Origin of the sequence: Nocardia araoensis NBRC 100135 (assembly GCF_000308435.1) — a bacterium.
Classification (GTDB): Bacteria; Actinomycetota; Actinomycetes; order Mycobacteriales; family Mycobacteriaceae; genus Nocardia; species Nocardia araoensis.
The window spans coordinates 12,770-29,991 of sequence record NZ_BAFR01000084.1 but is presented as its reverse complement, the minus strand read 5'-3'; the positions used below and the strand labels follow the sequence as shown (position 1 = coordinate 29,991).

At 69.1% G+C, this 17,222-nt stretch carries 16 protein-coding genes; 10 read left to right on the top strand and 6 right to left on the bottom strand.

All coding sequences use genetic code 11. The features are described 5' to 3' along the window. Positions 1-10: 10 nt before the first annotated feature. Together ON21_RS11080 and ON21_RS11075 are read right to left on the bottom strand one after the other, a co-directional pair. Positions 11-1,435: a metallophosphoesterase gene (locus tag ON21_RS11080; protein WP_245562542.1), complete on the bottom strand. Its 1,425-nt coding sequence runs from the start codon at positions 1,433-1,435 to the stop codon at positions 11-13. Between the two features lie 90 nt (positions 1,436-1,525). Continuing rightward, positions 1,526-2,038, bottom strand: coding sequence for a mycothiol transferase (locus ON21_RS11075; RefSeq protein WP_039797673.1), 513 nt, complete (start codon positions 2,036-2,038; stop codon positions 1,526-1,528). A 213-nt stretch (positions 2,039-2,251) separates the two neighbouring features. On the opposite strand from ON21_RS11075, the gene ON21_RS11070 reads away from it, so the two are divergent. The 7 genes from ON21_RS11070 to ON21_RS11040 all read left to right on the top strand — a co-directional run bounded on the left by ON21_RS11070 (position 2,252) and on the right by ON21_RS11040 (position 9,186). Next, positions 2,252-2,593: a hypothetical protein gene (locus ON21_RS11070; RefSeq protein WP_039797671.1), complete on the top strand. Its 342-nt coding sequence runs from the start codon at positions 2,252-2,254 to the stop codon at positions 2,591-2,593. 568 nt (positions 2,594-3,161) lie between these two features. Continuing rightward, a complete protein-coding gene (locus tag ON21_RS11065) occupies positions 3,162-3,716 on the top strand; it encodes a DUF8020 domain-containing protein (protein WP_039797669.1) in 555 nt (184 codons plus the stop codon). A gap of 239 nt (positions 3,717-3,955) precedes the next feature. Further along, positions 3,956-5,158, top strand: coding sequence for a helix-turn-helix domain-containing protein (locus tag ON21_RS11060; protein ID WP_063821049.1), 1,203 nt, complete (start codon positions 3,956-3,958; stop codon positions 5,156-5,158). A gap of 106 nt (positions 5,159-5,264) precedes the next feature. Then, entirely contained in the window at positions 5,265-6,782 is a 1,518-nt protein-coding gene (exaC, locus tag ON21_RS11055) for an acetaldehyde dehydrogenase ExaC (protein ID WP_039797667.1), read from the top strand. Continuing rightward, positions 6,782-7,183: a DUF779 domain-containing protein gene (locus ON21_RS11050; protein ID WP_039797665.1), complete on the top strand. Its 402-nt coding sequence runs from the start codon at positions 6,782-6,784 to the stop codon at positions 7,181-7,183. Before exaC ends, ON21_RS11050 begins: the two co-directional genes overlap by 1 nt. 142 nt (positions 7,184-7,325) lie before the next feature. Next, positions 7,326-8,735, top strand: coding sequence for an MDR family MFS transporter (locus ON21_RS11045; protein WP_039797664.1), 1,410 nt, complete (start codon positions 7,326-7,328; stop codon positions 8,733-8,735). Between the two features lie 85 nt (positions 8,736-8,820). Next, on the top strand, positions 8,821-9,186 hold the full coding sequence (locus ON21_RS11040; RefSeq protein WP_039797663.1) for a DUF4345 family protein: 366 nt from the start codon (positions 8,821-8,823) through the stop codon (positions 9,184-9,186). Positions 9,187-9,199: 13 nt separating this feature from the next. On the opposite strand, the gene ON21_RS11035 is transcribed toward ON21_RS11040, so the two are convergent. Then, complete coding sequence (locus ON21_RS11035; protein ID WP_039797662.1) at positions 9,200-10,636, bottom strand: amino acid permease; 1,437 nt, start codon at positions 10,634-10,636, stop codon at positions 9,200-9,202. 214 nt (positions 10,637-10,850) lie between these two features. On the opposite strand from ON21_RS11035, the gene ON21_RS11030 reads away from it, so the two are divergent. Next, the gene (locus ON21_RS11030; RefSeq protein ID WP_039797661.1) at positions 10,851-12,035 is read left to right on the top strand and encodes a serine hydrolase domain-containing protein; all 1,185 of its coding nucleotides are present in this window, start codon (positions 10,851-10,853) and stop codon (positions 12,033-12,035) included. Between the two features lie 68 nt (positions 12,036-12,103). Beyond that, positions 12,104-13,096: an LLM class flavin-dependent oxidoreductase gene (locus ON21_RS11025; protein ID WP_039797660.1), complete on the top strand. Its 993-nt coding sequence runs from the start codon at positions 12,104-12,106 to the stop codon at positions 13,094-13,096. A 6-nt stretch (positions 13,097-13,102) separates the two neighbouring features. Here ON21_RS11025 and ON21_RS11020 read toward each other — a convergent pair whose 3' ends face one another. Then, the gene (locus tag ON21_RS11020; protein ID WP_083880549.1) at positions 13,103-13,930 is read right to left on the bottom strand and encodes an NADPH-dependent oxidoreductase; all 828 of its coding nucleotides are present in this window, start codon (positions 13,928-13,930) and stop codon (positions 13,103-13,105) included. A gap of 111 nt (positions 13,931-14,041) precedes the next feature. On the opposite strand from ON21_RS11020, the gene ON21_RS11015 reads away from it, so the two are divergent. Then, a complete protein-coding gene (locus ON21_RS11015; protein ID WP_039797658.1) occupies positions 14,042-14,797 on the top strand; it encodes a siderophore-interacting protein in 756 nt (251 codons plus the stop codon). A 7-nt stretch (positions 14,798-14,804) separates the two neighbouring features. Here the strand turns inward: ON21_RS11015 and ON21_RS11010 are convergent, their stop codons facing one another. Together ON21_RS11010 and ON21_RS11005 are read right to left on the bottom strand one after the other, a co-directional pair. Continuing rightward, entirely contained in the window at positions 14,805-16,016 is a 1,212-nt protein-coding gene (locus ON21_RS11010; protein ID WP_039797700.1) for a NupC/NupG family nucleoside CNT transporter, read from the bottom strand. Between the two features lie 156 nt (positions 16,017-16,172). Further along, the gene (locus tag ON21_RS11005; protein ID WP_039797698.1) at positions 16,173-17,222 is read right to left on the bottom strand and encodes an ABC transporter substrate-binding protein; all 1,050 of its coding nucleotides are present in this window, start codon (positions 17,220-17,222) and stop codon (positions 16,173-16,175) included.

Genomic DNA, 17,222 nt, shown 5'->3' with positions numbered 1-17,222 from the left:
GGCCACGCGGTCAGGCCTGCAGCGACACGAGTTCCACCACGGTGATGTCCGACGGGGCGCCGACCCGCACCGGCGGACCCCATGCCCCGGCTCCCCTGGAGACGTACAGCTGGGTGTCGCCGTACCGCTCCAACCCGGCGACGGTCGGATTGGCCAGTGCCGCAAGGTAATTGCCGGGCCAGAGCTGGCCGCCGTGGGTGTGGCCGGACAGCTGTAGATCGACGCCGTGCGCCACCGCGTCCTCGATCAGCACGGGCTGGTGCGCCAGCAGTACGGCGGTGCGCGTGCGGTCGCGGTCGCCGAGCGCCTTGCCGAAGTCCGGGCCCTGTCCGGTTCGCTCGCCCTGCACGTCGTTCACGCCGGCCAGGTCGAATCCGGGCAGCTCGACGCGGGCGTTCGCGAGCAGGTGCATGCCGAGTTCCTGGACATGCCGCACCCACTGCTCGGCGCCGGAGAAGTACTCGTGGTTCCCGGTCACGAAGAACGCGCCGTGGCGGGCACGCAGCCCGGCCAGCGGTTCGACGGCGGAGCGGAGGTGTTCGACGCTGCCGTCCACCAGGTCACCGACGACCGCGATGAGGTCGGGACCGGTGTCGTTGACGGTTCGCACCACGCGTTCGGCGAAGCCGCGGCCCAGGATCGGGCCCAGATGCACGTCGCTGACCACCGCGATGCGGAAACCGTCCGCTCGGCGCGGCAATTTCGCCAGCGGCACGGCGATGCGCTTGACACCGGGTCCGTCGAGCACGCCGTGGGCGCCGATGCCGACGGTGGTCGCCGCGGCGACGACGGCGGCGCCGCTCACCATCCGCGCGACGAAGACGCGGCGCGGGACCCGAGGCGGCGGGGACACGGTTCCTGCCTGGGATTCCGGCGCGGATTCGGCTGCACCGAGCAACTCCGGGCCAGCGCCCACCGACGACTTCGGCCCCGACCCGGTTTCCGCCGAAAAGTCCGGTCCTGGACCAACTCCTGCCAGGGGTACCGGCGAAGATCCCGTCCCCGCCGGCGATTCCGGCGCGGACCCAGTCCCCGCCGCCGACTTCGGCGCGGGTCCGGTTTCCGCGGGAGTCTTCGGTTCCCCTTCCGCCCGGCCCCGATCGAACCAGCGCAGCGCCAGGGCACGAATCGGCTCGCCGACCGCCAGCGCCAGCAGCAGGTACACGAACAACGCGCCCCACAGATAGCCGGGCCAGGCGACGATCCGGATCATCGCGAACGGAGCGGACGCCAATTCCGCCACCGCCGTGCCCAACAGCAGCAACGGGCCCGCCAGCAGGAGGGCGGTGCCGACGCGCCGCGCGCGGGACTCCGCCGTGGTCGTGTCCCGCACGAGGCGCCGCCATACGTACCAGTGGGCGCCGACCACCGTGAGCACGACGACTCCCACGACAAGGAGCACGGCGGCACCGACCAGAACACTCTTCACGACCACGGCGGCACTCTCTGTGAACATTCGGCTTGTGGCGCATCAACTTACGGCACGGCGCGGGCCGTGCGCGGGCCGCCGACTTCCCGGTGCCGGTCAGGTCGTCCGTTCCAGCACGCCGCGCAGAAACGCCGCTTGGCCCGCGTGCTGCAAATCGTCGGAGATCACGCTGACCAGCCGCACACCCAGCGTCACCGGCGGATCCCATCGGATGTCGACGACGCGGTCCAGATCGCCGTCCGCGAGCGTCCGGAGGAAGCGCAGCGTCTGTTCGTGCACCGCGTCGTAGTACCCGGTGAGCAACTCGGCAGGCGCTCGGACGACCGCCACGTCGGCGGGCTGGTCACCGTAGCCGGTCGCGCCCTTGTCGATGGGCAGACCGAAGCGGTCGTACCAGCCCTTGGCGCTCCACACCTGCTCGAGGCCTGCCACATCGGCGATGTGGTCGTCCTGCACGCGGGTCAGGTGCCAGATCAGCCACGCGATCGAGTTGGCGCCCGCATCGATCCGCTGGGCGAGGATGTCCTCCCCCAGTCCGTCCACCGCTTCGTGCACCACCTCCCGGATCCGCTCGTACGCGTCGGTCAGCACGTCGGCACTGGTCGCCATCAGTCGACTCCTCTCGAGTGTCCGCTGCCCCGACGGTACCCAGCGTGAGCGCGCGGTACGAGCGTGGACATGCGTGCCGCGAGTATTCGCACGATCGAACCACATTGAGTGTGCCGTTATTCAACGGTACGATGCATGATGGTGAGATTGGGTCGATGACCTTTCGAATCGGTCACCGACCGGAGGAAGACATACCGAAGTGAGGAAGCACCGATGATTCACGACGTCGAGACCGGACGCGTCCGGCAAGCGGTTGTCCGGGTGGCGATGGTCGCCGCGCTCGCGCTGACCCCGGTCGCCGCGGTCGCCGCGCCCGCGGTCGCCGCACCTGCCGTGGCGCAGCCGACCGTGGCGCAGACGAGTCAGGCCGAGGAGATCCACGGCGGCTGGCACCGCCACGGCGGGTGGGGCCGCGGCGGCTACGGCGGTTGGGGTGGTTACGGCGGGTGGGGCGGCTACGGATACTGGGGTAGCCCGTTCGGCTACTGGGGCAGCCCGTTCGGCGTCTGGCCCGGCATCGCCTGGCTGCTGCCCGGCTCCGGCAGCGCGTTCTGAGCGGGAACACTCCCACGCAGTCGGCCAGGTGATTCCGGCTCCGCGCCCTCGTCGCGACATCGTGCGCGCGTGACCCGGAATCACCTGCCACCGCGTTCGAGACGATCCGCCGATTCCGGCGGCGATCTCGGCACGGCATACTCTCCACCACACGGCATACTCCACGACGGCGGCCCGGTCGGGGCCACGCCTATCCATCCGGAAGCGGTGGCTGAGTGCAGTTGCATGACCGACCCAGCATCCTGGCAGCGCTCCGGGTGCCACTGTCGACCGAATCGGTTTCTGCTACTGTCTTTTCGCGGGAATATTCCGATGTTCGAATCGAATCTCGCACCGCTGCAAAGCAATAGCATCTGTGTGGCAATCAGCCGACTCGCATCATCCAAAACACCGCGTTCCCCATATAATTCGTGCGCGTATCCGCCGCGAGCCCAGCACGGATTTTTCCGTGGAATTCGCAGAACGATTGCTTCGGGATACCGCTACGGCCAGAATGGGTGGGGCCGAGAACCGGCATCTTGGGGATTCGTCGGCACTCGTGGCCGACACGACTAAGTGGGGAAATACGATGAGAGTCAATAGATTCGCCGCAACCGCCCTACTCGCGGTCGGGGCCACCGGAATAGCGACGGGCGTCGCGCACGCCCAGCCCGCGGCGCCTGCACAGGTCAGCGTGCACGGTGTCGAGCAGGGCATCGGTTTCACCTCGGCTCCCGGCGCCGACGGAACGGGGGTGGTCACCACCCTCGACGCGGGCACCTTCGCGTTGACGGCCGACGCCAGGGCGGTCGAGCTGCGGAGCGAAACAGGACAGGTCGTCGCGACCTTGCCCCTGGCGTTCCAGGCTTCCGGCGCGGCCCACGGGCTGGCCCCGGCGATCACCGACGCCGGCCGCACCCTCACGGTGACGCCGGTGGGCTCGCCGGCCACCAACGAGCGTCTCAACCAGTTCGTCGGCGAGGACGAGACGCTCGCCCGCAAGCAGTACAACGCCGGGATCGGCGCTCTCATCGGCGCGGGGATCGGCGCCGTGATCGGCTTCTTCCTCGGCGGGGTCGGCGCGCTGGTCACCATCCCGATCGGTGCGGGCATCGGTGCGCTGATCGGTTTCTCCACGCCGTAATCGGCCGGTTCGGTGTGCGGCCGCCGCGAAACGGCCGCACACCGATCGCCGGTCGGGCCGCCGGGATTCCCTGGGCGCGCGCTCGTTCACCGCCAGCCGAGCCGAACGCGGCGATCCGACCGTCGGCAGCCGTCGTCCAGCCCGGTGGACCGTGCGGCCGAAACGGGATGCCCGGCCCTGCGCTGGGGCATGATGGGAGGGCACGGAGACGATCGGAGCGAAGACACAGGATCCGCGAGATGGCACAGCGCAGTTCCCTCTCGCAGCAACGCGCTGCACTGGAACAAGAGTGGTCCCGATGGATACCCGCCGGGACACCGCAGGGCGATTCCGCGCTGCGCAGCGAAGTGGCGCAATCGTGGCTGCGGTCGCTGCGCACCGTCGATCCGGCGTGCGAACACGCACCACTCGCCGAGGCCGACGTCACCGCCCGCTGGGCCGAATCCCCTTTGCGCACACCGGTCTCCGAGCTGACCGAGCAGTTGCGCGACATCACCGAGGGCGCGGGCTACGTCGCGGCGATCACCGACGAGACCGGGACCATCCTGTGGTCGCGCGGCGGTCCGGTGATGCGCCGCCGCGCCGAACAGGTGAACTTCGCGCCGGGCGGGCGCTGGGACGAGGCGCACATGGGCACGAACGCGCTGTCGCTGGCGCTGCGCACCGAACGGCCGCACACCGTGTTCTCCGCCGAGCACTTGGTCGCCGCCCTGCACGGCTGGGTCTGTTACTGCGCGCCCATCCGCGCCGCGGACGGTCGCCAGCTCGGCGTGCTCGACCTGTCCACCACCTGGGACCGCGCCCACCCGCTGGCCTTGTCCACCGCCCGTACCCTGGTCACCGCCATCGAGACCAAGCTGCACCACCGGATGGCCGCGCCCGGGGTCCGGCTGACCTGCCTCGGCGCCGCCCGCCTGATCCGGGACGGCGCGCCCGTACGGCTCCGCCCGAGGCACCTGGAGATACTGACGCTGCTGGCGCTCGAGCCCGAGGGCTTCACCCACGAACGCCTGCACTTCGCGGTGTACGGCGACCGGCCGGTCGGGGCGAGCACGCTCAAATCGGAGATGTCCTACCTGCGGCGCGCCACCGGCGGCGACATCACCAGCCGGGTCTATCAGCTGGTCAGCCCGCTGTCGTGTGACGCCGTGGACGTGCTCGCGGCGCTCGAAGCGGGCGACACCGCCACGGCGGTGGAGCTGTATCGCGGCCCCTTGCTGCCGGACTCGGACACGCCGGGCATCGTGCAGTGGCGCGAGTATCTGGAAGTCGGGGTGCGCACCGCGGTGCTGTCCAGCGGAAACGCCGAGCACGCGCTGCGTTACGGCGAGCGCGCACCGTACGACATCGAGATCCACGAACACGCGCTGCGCTTGCTTCCCCCGGGCGACGGTCGCCGCGCGCTCGCGACCGCCCGGTTGCACGGCGCGCTGCGCGACTGAGTTCGCGCGCCTCAACGTTTCGTCAACCCTCGCGGGGCATAGTGACCCGCATCACGGCCGACCCGCCGTGCGCATCACGTCCGCAACCAGCGAGGAGTCACCCGCCATGAGCTACGCGAAGCCGGGAACCGAGGGCAGCGTCGTCGAATTCGCCGCGCGCTACGACAACTTCATCGGCGGTGAGTGGACCGCCCCGGTGGAGGGCCGCTACTTCGAGAATCCCTCGCCGGTGGACGGCCAGACGTTCTGCGAGGTCGCGCGGTCCTCGGCCGCCGACATCGACCTGGCCCTGGACGCCGCGCACCGGGCGGCCGACGCGTGGGGCGCGACGTCGACGACGGAACGAGCCAACATCCTCAACAAGATCGCCGACCGGATCGAGGACAACCTCGAGGCGCTCGCGGTCGCCGAGACCTGGGAGAACGGCAAGCCGGTGCGCGAGACGCTGGCCGCCGACCTGCCGCTGGCGGTCGATCACTTCCGCTACTTCGCCGGGGCGGTCCGCGCCCAGGAAGGCGGGATCAGCGAAATCGACGCCGACACCATCGCCTACCACTTCCACGAACCGCTCGGCGTGGTCGGGCAGATCATCCCGTGGAACTTCCCGATCCTGATGGCCACCTGGAAGCTCGCGCCCGCACTGGCCGCGGGCAACGCGGTGGTGCTCAAGCCCGCCGAACAGACCCCGGCCTCCATCCTGAAGGTGGTCGAGTTGATCGCCGACCTGCTGCCGCCCGGAGTGCTGAACGTGGTCAACGGCTTCGGCGTCGAGGCGGGCAAGCCGCTGGCCGCCAGCCCGCGCGTGGCCAAGGTCGCCTTCACCGGCGAGACCACCACCGGCAGGCTGATCATGCAGTACGCCAGCGAGAACATCATCCCGGTCACCCTCGAGCTGGGCGGCAAGAGCCCCAACATCTTCCTGCCCGACATCATGGCCGACGACGACGCCTTCCTGGACAAGGCCGTGGAGGGCTTCGTGATGTTCGCGCTCAATCAGGGCGAGGTGTGCACCTGTCCGTCCCGCGCGCTGATCCACTCCTCGATCTACGACGAGTTCATCGCTCGGTGCGTCGAACGGACCAAGTCCATCGTCAGCGGCAACCCGCTCGACCAGGCCACCATGATCGGCGCGCAGGCCAGCAACGACCAGTTCGAGAAGATCATGTCCTACATCGACATCGGCCGCCAGGAAGGCGCCGAGGTACTCACCGGCGGCGGTCCGCGCAAGGTCGAGGAGTTCCCCGGCGGCTACTACGTCGAGCCGACGATCTTCTCCGGTCGCAACGACATGCGGATCTTCCAGGAAGAGATCTTCGGACCGGTGGTGTCGGTGACCACGTTCGACTCCACCGACGAGGCGCTGAAGATCGCCAACGACACCCTCTACGGCCTGGGCGCGGGCGTGTGGACTCGCGACATCAACGCCGCCTACCGCCTGGGCCGCCAGATCAAGGCGGGCCGGGTGTGGACCAACTGCTACCACGCCTACCCCGCGCACGCCGCGTTCGGCGGCTACAAGAAATCAGGCATCGGACGCGAGAACCACCGCATGATGCTCGATCACTACCAGCAGACCAAGAACTTGCTGGTCAGCTACTCGCCGGACAAGCTCGGGTTCTTCTGATGCCGGATCCGGTCCACCGCGTCGAGTTCAGCGGGGCCGCCGAAGCGCTGCTGCACCGACTGATCGAACAGCACGGTCCGGTGATGTTCCATCAGTCCGGCGGCTGCTGCGACGGCAGCTCGCCGATGTGCTATCCGCGCGGCGAGTTCCGGGTCGGCGCGTCGGACGTGCTGCTCGGGTATCCGGCGGCGGACACCCCGTTCTGGATGAGCGCCGACCAGTACGACTACTGGCGCCACACCCATCTCACCGTCGACGTGGTGCCCGGCCGAGGCAGCGGATTCTCCCTGGAAGCGCCCGAAGGCGTGCGGTTCCTGATCCGCTCGCGGCTGCTCACCGACCAGGAACTCGCGGTACTGGAAGCCGAGCCGCCGCCGACCGGAGCGGACCTGTCGCACTGATGCGGAGCGGGGCTGCTCACCCGGAGACCCGGTGAGCAGCCCTTTCCCGGTTCGGAGGACGGAAAAAACTCCATGCGGGAATAGTCGGGCAGCGGATACGGTCGTTCGAGGTGGTTAGACAGGCGAACGAGAGGGGCCGCGGATGGCGACCGAGACCGTGACGGTATCCGTGGGGTTCCGATCCGAGCGCGGCGCCATTCTCGGCTCGCTCATGCTGGCCACCGCGCTGGTCGCGCTCGATTCGACGGTCATCGCCACGGCGGTGCTCACCATCACCGACAGTCTCGGCGGCTTCGCGCAGTTCCCCTGGCTGTTCTCCATCTATCTGCTGGCGCAGGCGGTGACGGTGCCGATCTACGGCAAGCTCGCCGACACCGTGGGCCGCAAACCGGTGATCCTGTTCGGCATCGCGATGTTCGCCCTGGGTTCGCTGCTGTGCGGGGTCGCGACCAGCATGCTCGGACTGATCGTCTTCCGCGCCGTCCAGGGCATCGGCGCGGGAGCGATCCAGCCGATGACGATGACGATCGCGGGCGACTTGTACACGCTGTCCGAACGCGCCAAGGTGCAGGGGTATCTGGCCAGTGTGTGGGCCATGTCGAGCGTGGCGGGCCCGCTGCTGGGCGGGCTGTTCGCCGAGTACGTCAGCTGGCGCTGGATCTTCCTGATCAACCTTCCGCTCTCCGCGCTCGCCGCATGGATGCTGGTGCGCAACTTCGCCGAGAGCGCGCCCCGGCAGCGGCAGAGCGTCGACTATCTGGGCGCGGCGCTGCTGACCGTCGGCGCGGGCGCGTTGATCCTCGGACTGCTCGAAGGCGGTCAGGCATGGGCATGGTCGTCTCCGGCGAGCATCGCGATCTTCGCGAGCGGCGCGGGCGTGCTCGTGCTGTTCGGGTTGGTGGAACGCCGAGCGCGGAATCCGATCCTGCCGCTGTGGGTGTTCACCCGGCGCGTGGTGATCGCCAGCAGTTCGGCGTCGGTGCTGATCGGCGCCGTCGTACTGGGTGCGACCTCCTATGTCCCCACCTTCACCCAGGGCGTGCTCGGCACCGGGGCGCTGGTCGCGGGCCTCACGGTCGGCGCGCTGACGCTGGGGTGGCCGCTGGCCGCGTCCCAAGCCGGAAAGGTGTACCTACGCCTCGGCTTCCGCACCACTGCCTTGATCGGCAGCGGATTGGCCGCCCTCGGCGCTGCCAGCACACTGCTCATCACGCAGCACTCCACGCTGTGGCAGGTCGCCGCGTCCTGCTTCGTGATCGGCACCGGCATGGGACTGGTCGCGACCCCGACTCTGATCGCCGCGCAGACCAGCGCCGAATGGACCGAGCGGGGCGTGGTCACCTCGGCCAATATGTTCGCGCGCTCGATCGGCAGCGCGGTGGGCGTGGCGGTGTTCGGTGCGATCGTGAACTCGCGCGTCGGCCACACCGATCACCCGGAGCCCGCCACACTGGCCTCGGCGGTGCATCTGGTCTTCGTCGCGATCGCGGCGATGGCCGTCGTCATGCTCGTCACCGCGACGATGATGCCCCGGCGTTCGATGAGTGCCTGATCGAGGCAGCGGGTTTTCGGAAGCGTTCGGCACCACTCCTGGAGCAAGCTCGGCTTTTCGACCGCACAAGAATCTGGAGGTCGCAGTGGCGCAGGCCGTTTGCGTGATAGTCGGCGTGTTCTTCCTGGGTATGGGTGTCTACGCGCTTGCCGCGCCCGTCGCTTTGATCCGGCCGTTCGGCATCCGGCTCACCGAACCGAGCGCGCGCTACGAGGTGCGCGCCGTCTACGGCGGCTTCGGACTGGCGATGGCGGCCGTGCTCGCGGTAGCCGCCCTCGACCTCGCAGCGCTGCGCGGCGGGATCATGGTCGCGATCGGCGCGGCACTGGCGGGAATGGCCCTGGGACGGGTGGTGTCGGCCGTGCTCGACGAGCGCACGGCCTTCTATCCCACCTGGTTCTACGGCGCGGTGGAGACGATCGGGGCCGCCGCGCTCTTCCTCGCCGCCTAGTGGAAACCGGCCGTCAGCTGGTGCGCGCGGCGTCGGTCGGCGTGCCTGCGCTGACCAGTTTGCGCAGCGCGAAGTACCCGGCCGACACCAGCACCGCCCACACCACGCCGACGACCAGCGCCGTACGCCCGCTGTCGGTGAACAGCAGCAGCACGACCACCAAACCGAGGAACGCCAGCGCGAGCACCGTGGTGTAGGGCGCGCCGGGCAGCCGGTAGTCGCTCGCGGGCAGCTCGCCGCGGGCGACTTTGGCGCGGTAGATCAGGTGGCAGACCAGGATGACGCCCCAGACGAAGATGATGCCGATGGTCGACACCGAGGTGATGTAGGCGAAGGCCTTGTCCGGGGAGATGATGTTGACGATCACGCCGATCACCATCGCCGCCGCCGATACGGTGATCCCGACATAGGGCACCGCGTTCGCGCTCAGTTTGTTCAGCCGGGCGGGCGCCTCGCCGCGCAGCGACAAGGTGCGCAGCATGCGGCCGGTCGAGTAGATCCCCGAGTTGCACGACGACAGTGCCGCGGTGAGCAGCACGAAGTTGACGATGCCCGCCGCGCCCGGGATGCCGATCAGTTCGAAGACCTCCACGAACGGGCTCTTGCCCGCGTGGAAGTTGCGCCAGCTGGACACCGACATGATCACCACGAGCGCGCCGACATAGAACAGCCCGATCCGGAAGGGCAGCGTATTGATCGCCTTGCGCAGGGTCGTGCGGGGATCGCGCGCCTCGCCGGCGGTGACGCCGACCAGCTCCACGCCGACGTAGGCGAACAGCACGATCTGCAACACGAGCAACGACTGACCGAAGCCGTTGGGGAACACGCCCCCATCGGCCCACAGGTTGGTGACGGTGGGATTGGTCGCGTGCCCGAAACCGAACAGCAGCACGCCGATGCCGAGCAGGATCATGCCGACGATCGCGGTCACCTTGATGGTGGAGAACCAGAACTCGCCCTCGCCGAACAGCCGCACCGAGATCAGGTTGGCGCCGAACATCACCGCGAGCACGACCAAGGCGGTGACCCACGGCGCGATGTCGAACCAGTACTCCACGTACTTGCCCGCCACGGTGATCTCGGCCATGCAGGTGGCCACCCAGACCGCCCAGTACGACCAGCCGGTCACGAAACCGGCGAAGCGGCCGAGGAACTCGTGCGCGTACTCGGCGAAACTGCCCGAAATCGGCCGGTAGGTCAACAGCTCGCCGAGCGCCCGCATGATCACGAAGATGGCAAGGCCCGCCGCCAGGTACGCCAGGATCAGGGCGGGCCCGGCCTGCTCGATCGCGCCGCCCGCGCCGTAGAACAGGCCGGTGCCGATCGCGCCGCCGATGGCGATCATCTGAATGGTGCGCGGGCTCAGGCCCCTGGCATAGCCTTCCGAGTCGCCGCTGTCCGCCGGAACCGACGGTCCAGCGTCGTGAAGGTGACGGTCGGAGGCTGTCATGCTGCGGTCCTTCCCTCGCTGGGCAGCGATGCGACGATCCGGTGCGCCGGACATACGACGACGGATCATCGCACGTCCGGCCCGGATCACCTGGCCACGCTACCGCTGCGCCCGCGGGCGGGTCGCCTCCGGGCCGACCGCCGCGGGCCGTGCAGGCTTACCGGACGGGCGTCCGGCATGCCATCATCGGATTCCCCGACGATGGGTTCCCGTCATGACCGAACCGCCGTCCCGGCGCACGCGACCGGGGCGCTCCGCGCTCCGCGCCGCCGTCGTCCTGCTCGCTGTCGTCGCCGTCCTGGCCGGCGCGGCGTTCGCGACGACCGCGGTCCTGCACATCCCGGCCCCGCCGACGCTCCTGCGACTGCTGACCGACCCGCCCTCGGCCCAGGGTGCGCTGTTCGAGAGCCGCTCGGTGGCCGCCTCCCCCACTCCGCGACCGCTGCCGGTCGCGCCGCGACGCCTGCCCGACCGGGTGCCGTGGAAAGGCTCGCAGGTATCGGTCGCCGACTTCCTCGATTCCACGCACACCAATTCGTTCCTCGTCCTGCGCGGCGGCGCGCTCACTCACGAGTGGTATCGCGACGGGTTCACCGCGACCACCCGCCAGTCCTCGTGGTCGGTGGCCAAGTCCGTCGTGTCGCTGCTGACCGGCCGGGCCGTCGCGGCGGGGCGGCTGCACGAGGACGACCGCTTGGTGCAACTGCTGCCCGAGCTGACCACCGGCGGCCCGTACGACGCCGTCACCATCCGCGACCTGCTGGACATGGCCTCCGGGGTGGATGTGGACGAGAACTACAACAAGTACATGCCGCTGACCGGCACCGCCCGGATGTACCTCACCGAGGATCTCGCCGGGTTCGTGCGCGACCACCGAGGCCTGCGGTTCCCGCCGGGCAGCGCGGGCGAGTACCGCAGCGTGGACACCCAGCTGCTGGGCATGGCGCTGGCGCGGGTCGAGGGCGTGCCGCTGAGCGAATTGCTGGAACGCGACCTATGGGCGCCGATCGGCGCCGAGGACGACGCGCGGTGGAATCTCGATCGCGCCGGCGGTCAGGAGAAGGCGTTCTGCTGTCTGAACGCGACGGCCCGTGACTTCGCCAAGATCGGCCAGGTCGTCCTGGACGGCGGACGCGTGGGCGACGCGCAGATCGTGCCGCCGGCCTGGATCGAACGCATCCGCACCCCCGTCCACCAGGTGGGTAACTGGCCCTACGGCGCGCAGTGGTGGCACCCGACCGGCGGGGACGGCGCCGATCTGACCGCTGTCGGCGTCTACGGCCAGTACGTCTACGTCGACCCGCCAAGCGGCACCGTCGTCGTGAAGCTCAGCGACCACGGCACCACCCAGGACGAGCAGGAGACCATCGAGGTTTTCCGCGCGATCGCGCGCGGCTGAGCCGACCGGCGAAATACACCGGGGACCGGGGACGTTGGCAGTGGAGATCGCCACCGTGAAGGAGACCCATGATCGACGTCCCGCTGTCCGTACTGGATCTCGCGCCGGTGCAGTCCGGCCGCACCGTCGGCGAGGGGCTCGACGCGACCACCGAATTGGCCCGGCGCACCGAAGCTTTGGGCTATCACCGCTTCTGGGTCGCCGAACACCACAACATGCCCGGCATCGCCAGCTCGGCGCCGAGCGTGCTGCTGGCCCACCTGGCCGCGGCCACCTCGACCATCCGGGTCGGCTCCGGCGGAGTGATGCTGCCCAACCACGCGCCGCTGGTGGTCGCCGAACAGTTCGGCACCCTGCACGCGCTGCATCCCGGACGGATCGACCTGGGCATCGGACGCGCGCCGGGCACCGACCAGGCGACGGCACGCGCGCTGCGACGCACCGCCGACGGCCTGTCGGCGGAGTCGTTCCCCCAGGAACTGGCCGCCTTGCTCGGCTACTTCCGCGGGTCCGATCCCGGCGGCATCGCCGCGACCCCGGGCCGCGGCGAGGAGCCGGAGATCTGGCTGCTCGGCTCGAGCGGCTACAGCGCCCAGGTCGCGGCTCTGCTCGGCGTCAGGTTCGCTTTCGCCCACCACATCAGCCCCGACAACACCGAGCCCGCGCTCGCGCTGTACCGCGAGCACTTCCGGCCGTCGGAGCGCTTGGAACGTCCGTACGCGATGGTCGCGGTCGCGGCGATCTGCGCGGACACCGACGAGCGCGCCGAAATCCTCGCCGGTCCGCGCGACCTGGCCTTCCTGAATCTGGTGCGCGGCACGCCGCAGGCGCTTGCCACGCCGGAGGAAGCGGCCGCGTTCCAGCCGTCGGAGCATGAGCGTGCGTTCATCCGGCAGCGCCGGGCCGGGCAGTTGCTCGGATCGCCGGAGACGGTGCGCGGTCAGCTCGAGGATCTGCTGCGCCGCACCGAGGCCGACGAACTGATGATCAACACGCTGGTCTACGACATCGACGACCGCGCCCGATCGTTCGAATTGCTCACCGAGAAGGTCGCGGCCTGAGGCGGGTCAGTGCAAGCGGAAGCCGTGGTTGGCCAGCGATTCGCGCAGCCGGTGCCTGCCGTTCAGCGCCGCCGCGGAGGCGAGCCGGGCCAGCACGCGTTCGGTCCAGGAATGCGAAAGCCGTTGTTCGGCATAGAATTCGGCGATCCGGGTTTCGTATTCGGCCACGTGCGCACGCTGCGCGTCCAGATCGTAGGTCTCGTGGTGCAGCACGGCGTCCTGCGGCAGGCGCGGCTTCACCCGCGCGTCCTCGGCCGGATCGGGGTGACCCACCACCAAACCGAAGACGGCGAAGACCTGCGGCGGCAATCCCAGTTCGGCGGCGACTTCTTCCGGCTTGTTGCGCAGCGCGCCGATATAGACGGTGCCGAGCCCCAGCGACTCCGCCGCCACCAGCGCGTTCTGCGCCGCGAGCGCGGCGTCGATGAATCCCACATAGCTGGATTCGAGGTAGTCCGCGCCCTCCAGCGGCGCGCTCCGGTCCTCGGCGAGCTGGCGCAGGCGCGCGAAATCCGCCGTCCAGACCAGCAGCACCGGCGCCTGCACGATGTGGGCTTGGTCGCCGGCCAGCGCGGCCAAGCGCGCCTTGCGCCGCGGGTCACGCACCGCGATGACGCTCCACACTTGCAGGTTCGACGAGGTCGGCGCGGACTGCGCCGCGGAGATCAGCAGCCGGAGGGTGTCGTCGGACACCGGGTCGGGCAGGTAGCGGCGCACCGAGCGATGCTCGTGCAGCACTTGCAGGACCTGGTTCCACTGCGTGGGTTCGACCGGTTGCGGATCGCGGTAGCGCTGTTGCACGGCATGGGTCGGGGTGGGCACGGACTGCGTCATGGGCATCATCCTTTCGCCCGGGCCGGCGCGCCGTCAGCGGTTGCCCGCAGCCTGAGCGGAACACAGGTAGGGTAAGTAAGGCAATCCTAATTGTTAATATCGGAGGTTCTCTTGGCACGTCCCCGCACCACCCTCACGGTGCAGCGCACCGAATGGCTCACCCCGCACCTGATCAGGGTGCATCTCGGCGGGCCAGGCTTCGCCGCGTTCCGGCCCAGCGAGTTCACCGACTCGTACGTGAAGTTCATCTTCCCGCAGGACGGGAACGAGGTGCTGCGCACCTACACCGTCCGGTCCGTCGATTCCGTCGCCGGGGAGATCGCGGTCGATTTCGTCTACCACGGCGCGGAAGGCATCGCGGGACCATGGGCTGCCGCCGTCCAGCCCGGCGAGACCATCGATTTCTATGGCCCCAACGGCGCCTACGCCCCCCGCCCGGATGCCGACTGGCATCTGCTGGCCGGTGACGAGGCGGCGCTGCCCGCCATCGCCGCCGCACTCGAGGCGCTGCCGGGTGAGGCGACCGGGCTGGCGTTCGTCGAGGTCGCCGGTCCGGACGACGAATTGCCGTTGAAGAAGCCGGACGGCATCGAGCTGACCTGGCTGCACCGCGGCGTCCGTTCCCCGGGCGAGGTGCTCGCCGAGGCCGTCCGCTCCGCGCCGTGGACACCGGGGCAGGTCCAGGTGTTCATCCACGGCGAGGCCGAGGCGGTCATGAAGGATCTGCGCCGCTACATCCGCAGGGATCGCGGCGTTTCCGCCGAGTGGGCGGCGTCGATCTCCGGATATTGGCGACGCGGCCGCACCGAGGAGGGCTTCCGGGAATGGAAGGCCGAACTGCGGGCGGCCGAGGGGGCCAACAGCTGAACTCCGTTCAACTCAGCAGTCCGACGATGGTGGCGGACAGGAAGCTGACCAAGGTGGCGCCGTAGAGCAGGCGAAGCCCGTTGCGGGCGATGACGGTGCCTTGTTTCTCGCTGAGACTGCGGACCGCGCCGGTGACGATGGCGATGGTGGAGAAGTTCGCGAACGACACCAGATAGGTGGAGACGATCGCGACGGTGCGGTCCGACAGTCCGGCGTGTCGCCGGTTCAGTTCCTGCATGGCGACCACTTCGTTGGACACCAGCTTGGTGCCCATGAACCGGCCCGCGGCCGCCGCCTCGTCCCAGGGGATGCCGGTCAACCAGGCCAGCGGGGCGAAGACGTGGCCCATCACGTCCTGGAACGTGGTGCCGTGGAACAGCGCCGCGAAGATTCCGTTGACCATGGCGAGCAAGGCGATGAATCCGAGCAGCATCGCCGCGACGGTGAACGCGACCTTCCAGCCGACCAGGATGTACTCGGTGAGCATCTCGAAGAACGATTGCCGCTTGCGGCTGTCGGCGATCTCCGCGCCGAGCAGCCTGGCATCGTCGGCGGCGCCGACCGCGTAGGGGTTGATCAGCGAGCACACCACGAAAGCGCCGAGCATGTTCAGCACGATGGCCGCGATCGCGTACCTCGGGTCGATGAGCAACATGTACGCGCCGAGGATGCCCGCCGAAACCGTCGACATCGCCGAGGCCGCCAGGGTGTACATCCGCTGCGGCGGGATGTCGTCGAGCATGGCACGCAGCGAGATGAACACCTCGGACTGGCCGAGAACGGCGGAGGCGACCGCGTTGAACGATTCGATCTTGCCGAAGCCGCTCACCCAGGCCAGCAGCAGGCCGAGGTATTTGATGATCAACGGCAGCACCCGCAGGTGTTGCAGGATGCCGATCAGGGCGGAGACGAGCACGATCGGCATCAGGACCGCGAACAGGAATGCGGGCCCGCTGCTGCCGACGGCGGGCAGGTCGCCGAACACGAAGGCGGTGCCCTGGGCTGCGTAGCCGAGGATGTGGGCGAAGGCGTCGCTGACGGCGCGGATCACGGTGCCACCGACCCCGGTCCGCAGCAACAGGAAACCGAGCGCGAACTGCACGATCAGCAGGAGGGCTATCCGCGGCAGCCGAGCGGCGGCGGCGCGGCGGTCGGTGCTGGGCAGCCAGGCCAGCAGCAGGAAACACACCAGCCCGGCGAATCCGATCAGATGATGCACGCGCACCTCGACTGTGGCGTACTTCGGCTTAGGGGAGCACCTCTCATGTCGGTTTATGGTGCGGTGTCTTCACAGTTGAGAAGCCCCGGTCGGGTGTCGGCACATCGGCGGCCGCCCGGGACGAGCCCGGGCGGCCGCACTTGGTCACCGATTCCGCTACTGTCGCGGCGCCCGCAACGCCTCCTCCACGAACTGCGTGGTGTAGGTCTCGGACAGGTCGATGCGATCGCGCACGGGCCGCACGTTCTTCGAATACTTGCCCAAGATGTCCAGCACGTTCTGCGCGCCTTCGGGTTTCATCAATCCGTCGGCGTTGAACATGCCGATGGAGTCGCGGATCGATTGGACGTAGAGGTCCTTGCCCGCGCTCGCGTACTGCGGCGGCATCTTCTCGGCGATCTCCTCGGGCGTGTGCGTATCGATCCACTGCAGCGTCTGCACGAACGCGGCGGCGAGCTTGCGCACGATGTCCGGGTGGGCCTCGATCGTCGCGCAGCTCATGTACAGCGACGTCGCCGGATACAGCCCGCCCAGCGCGGCCCTGGTGCCCGCCTCGGTGCGCAGGTCGACGAGGATTCGCGCCTCGCCGGAGTTCACCATCTGCGCCACCGTGGGATCGGTGGTCATGCCCGCGTCGATGCCGCCGTGGTTCATCCCCGCGATGAACGTCTGTCCCGCACCGACTTTCACCCGGGTGTAATCGGCGGTGCCCATGCCGACCTGGCCGGTGAGCGCCTGGGTGAGGAAGTCGGTGGAGGAGCCGAGCGAGGTCACGCCCAGCTTCTTGCCGCGCAGGTCGGCGACCGAGGTGATGTCCGCCTCCGCCTTCGACACCAGCTCGACCTCACCCGGCACGTCGGACATCTGCACCACCGAGCGGATGCACTGGTCCTTGGCCTGCAGATCGATGGTGTGGTCGTAGAACCCGACCACACCCTGCACGTCCCCGGTGAGCAACGCGGTCTCCGCCGTGGCTCCGGACTGCTCGCCGAGCAGCTGGACGTCGATGTCGTTGCGCTCGAAGAAGCCGAGTTGCCGGGTGAGCACGGCGGGCAGGTAGATCACCTTCTCCAGCCCGCCCACCATGATGGTGATCCGGGGGCGGCCGTCGGCCATCGGAATAGTGCGGGAGTCCCGGCATCCGGTGGCCGTCAGCAGCGCCGCGATCACGACGGCGACGAGCGCCAACTGTTTGCGATGCCTCAT

Bases quoted from the DNA above. Each gene is read 5' to 3' on its own strand.
- ON21_RS11065 (WP_039797669.1), top strand. From the start codon at position 3,162: ATGAGAGTCAATAGATTCGCCGCAACCGCCCTACTCGCGGTCGGGGCC.
- exaC (WP_039797667.1), top strand. From the start codon at position 5,265: ATGAGCTACGCGAAGCCGGGAACCGAGGGCAGCGTCGTCGAATTCGCC.
- ON21_RS11025 (WP_039797660.1), top strand. From the start codon at position 12,104: ATGATCGACGTCCCGCTGTCCGTACTGGATCTCGCGCCGGTGCAGTCC.
- ON21_RS11045 (WP_039797664.1), top strand. From the start codon at position 7,326: ATGGCGACCGAGACCGTGACGGTATCCGTGGGGTTCCGATCCGAGCGC.
- ON21_RS11060 (WP_063821049.1), top strand. From the start codon at position 3,956: ATGGCACAGCGCAGTTCCCTCTCGCAGCAACGCGCTGCACTGGAACAA.
- ON21_RS11075 (WP_039797673.1), bottom strand. From the start codon at position 2,038: ATGGCGACCAGTGCCGACGTGCTGACCGACGCGTACGAGCGGATCCGG.
- ON21_RS11035 (WP_039797662.1), bottom strand. From the start codon at position 10,636: ATGACAGCCTCCGACCGTCACCTTCACGACGCTGGACCGTCGGTTCCG.
- ON21_RS11020 (WP_083880549.1), bottom strand. From the start codon at position 13,930: ATGACGCAGTCCGTGCCCACCCCGACCCATGCCGTGCAACAGCGCTAC.
- ON21_RS11070 (WP_039797671.1), top strand. From the start codon at position 2,252: ATGATTCACGACGTCGAGACCGGACGCGTCCGGCAAGCGGTTGTCCGG.
- ON21_RS11030 (WP_039797661.1), top strand. From the start codon at position 10,851: ATGACCGAACCGCCGTCCCGGCGCACGCGACCGGGGCGCTCCGCGCTC.
- ON21_RS11050 (WP_039797665.1), top strand. From the start codon at position 6,782: ATGCCGGATCCGGTCCACCGCGTCGAGTTCAGCGGGGCCGCCGAAGCG.
- ON21_RS11005 (WP_039797698.1), bottom strand. From the start codon at position 17,222: ATGAGGCATCGCAAACAGTTGGCGCTCGTCGCCGTCGTGATCGCGGCG.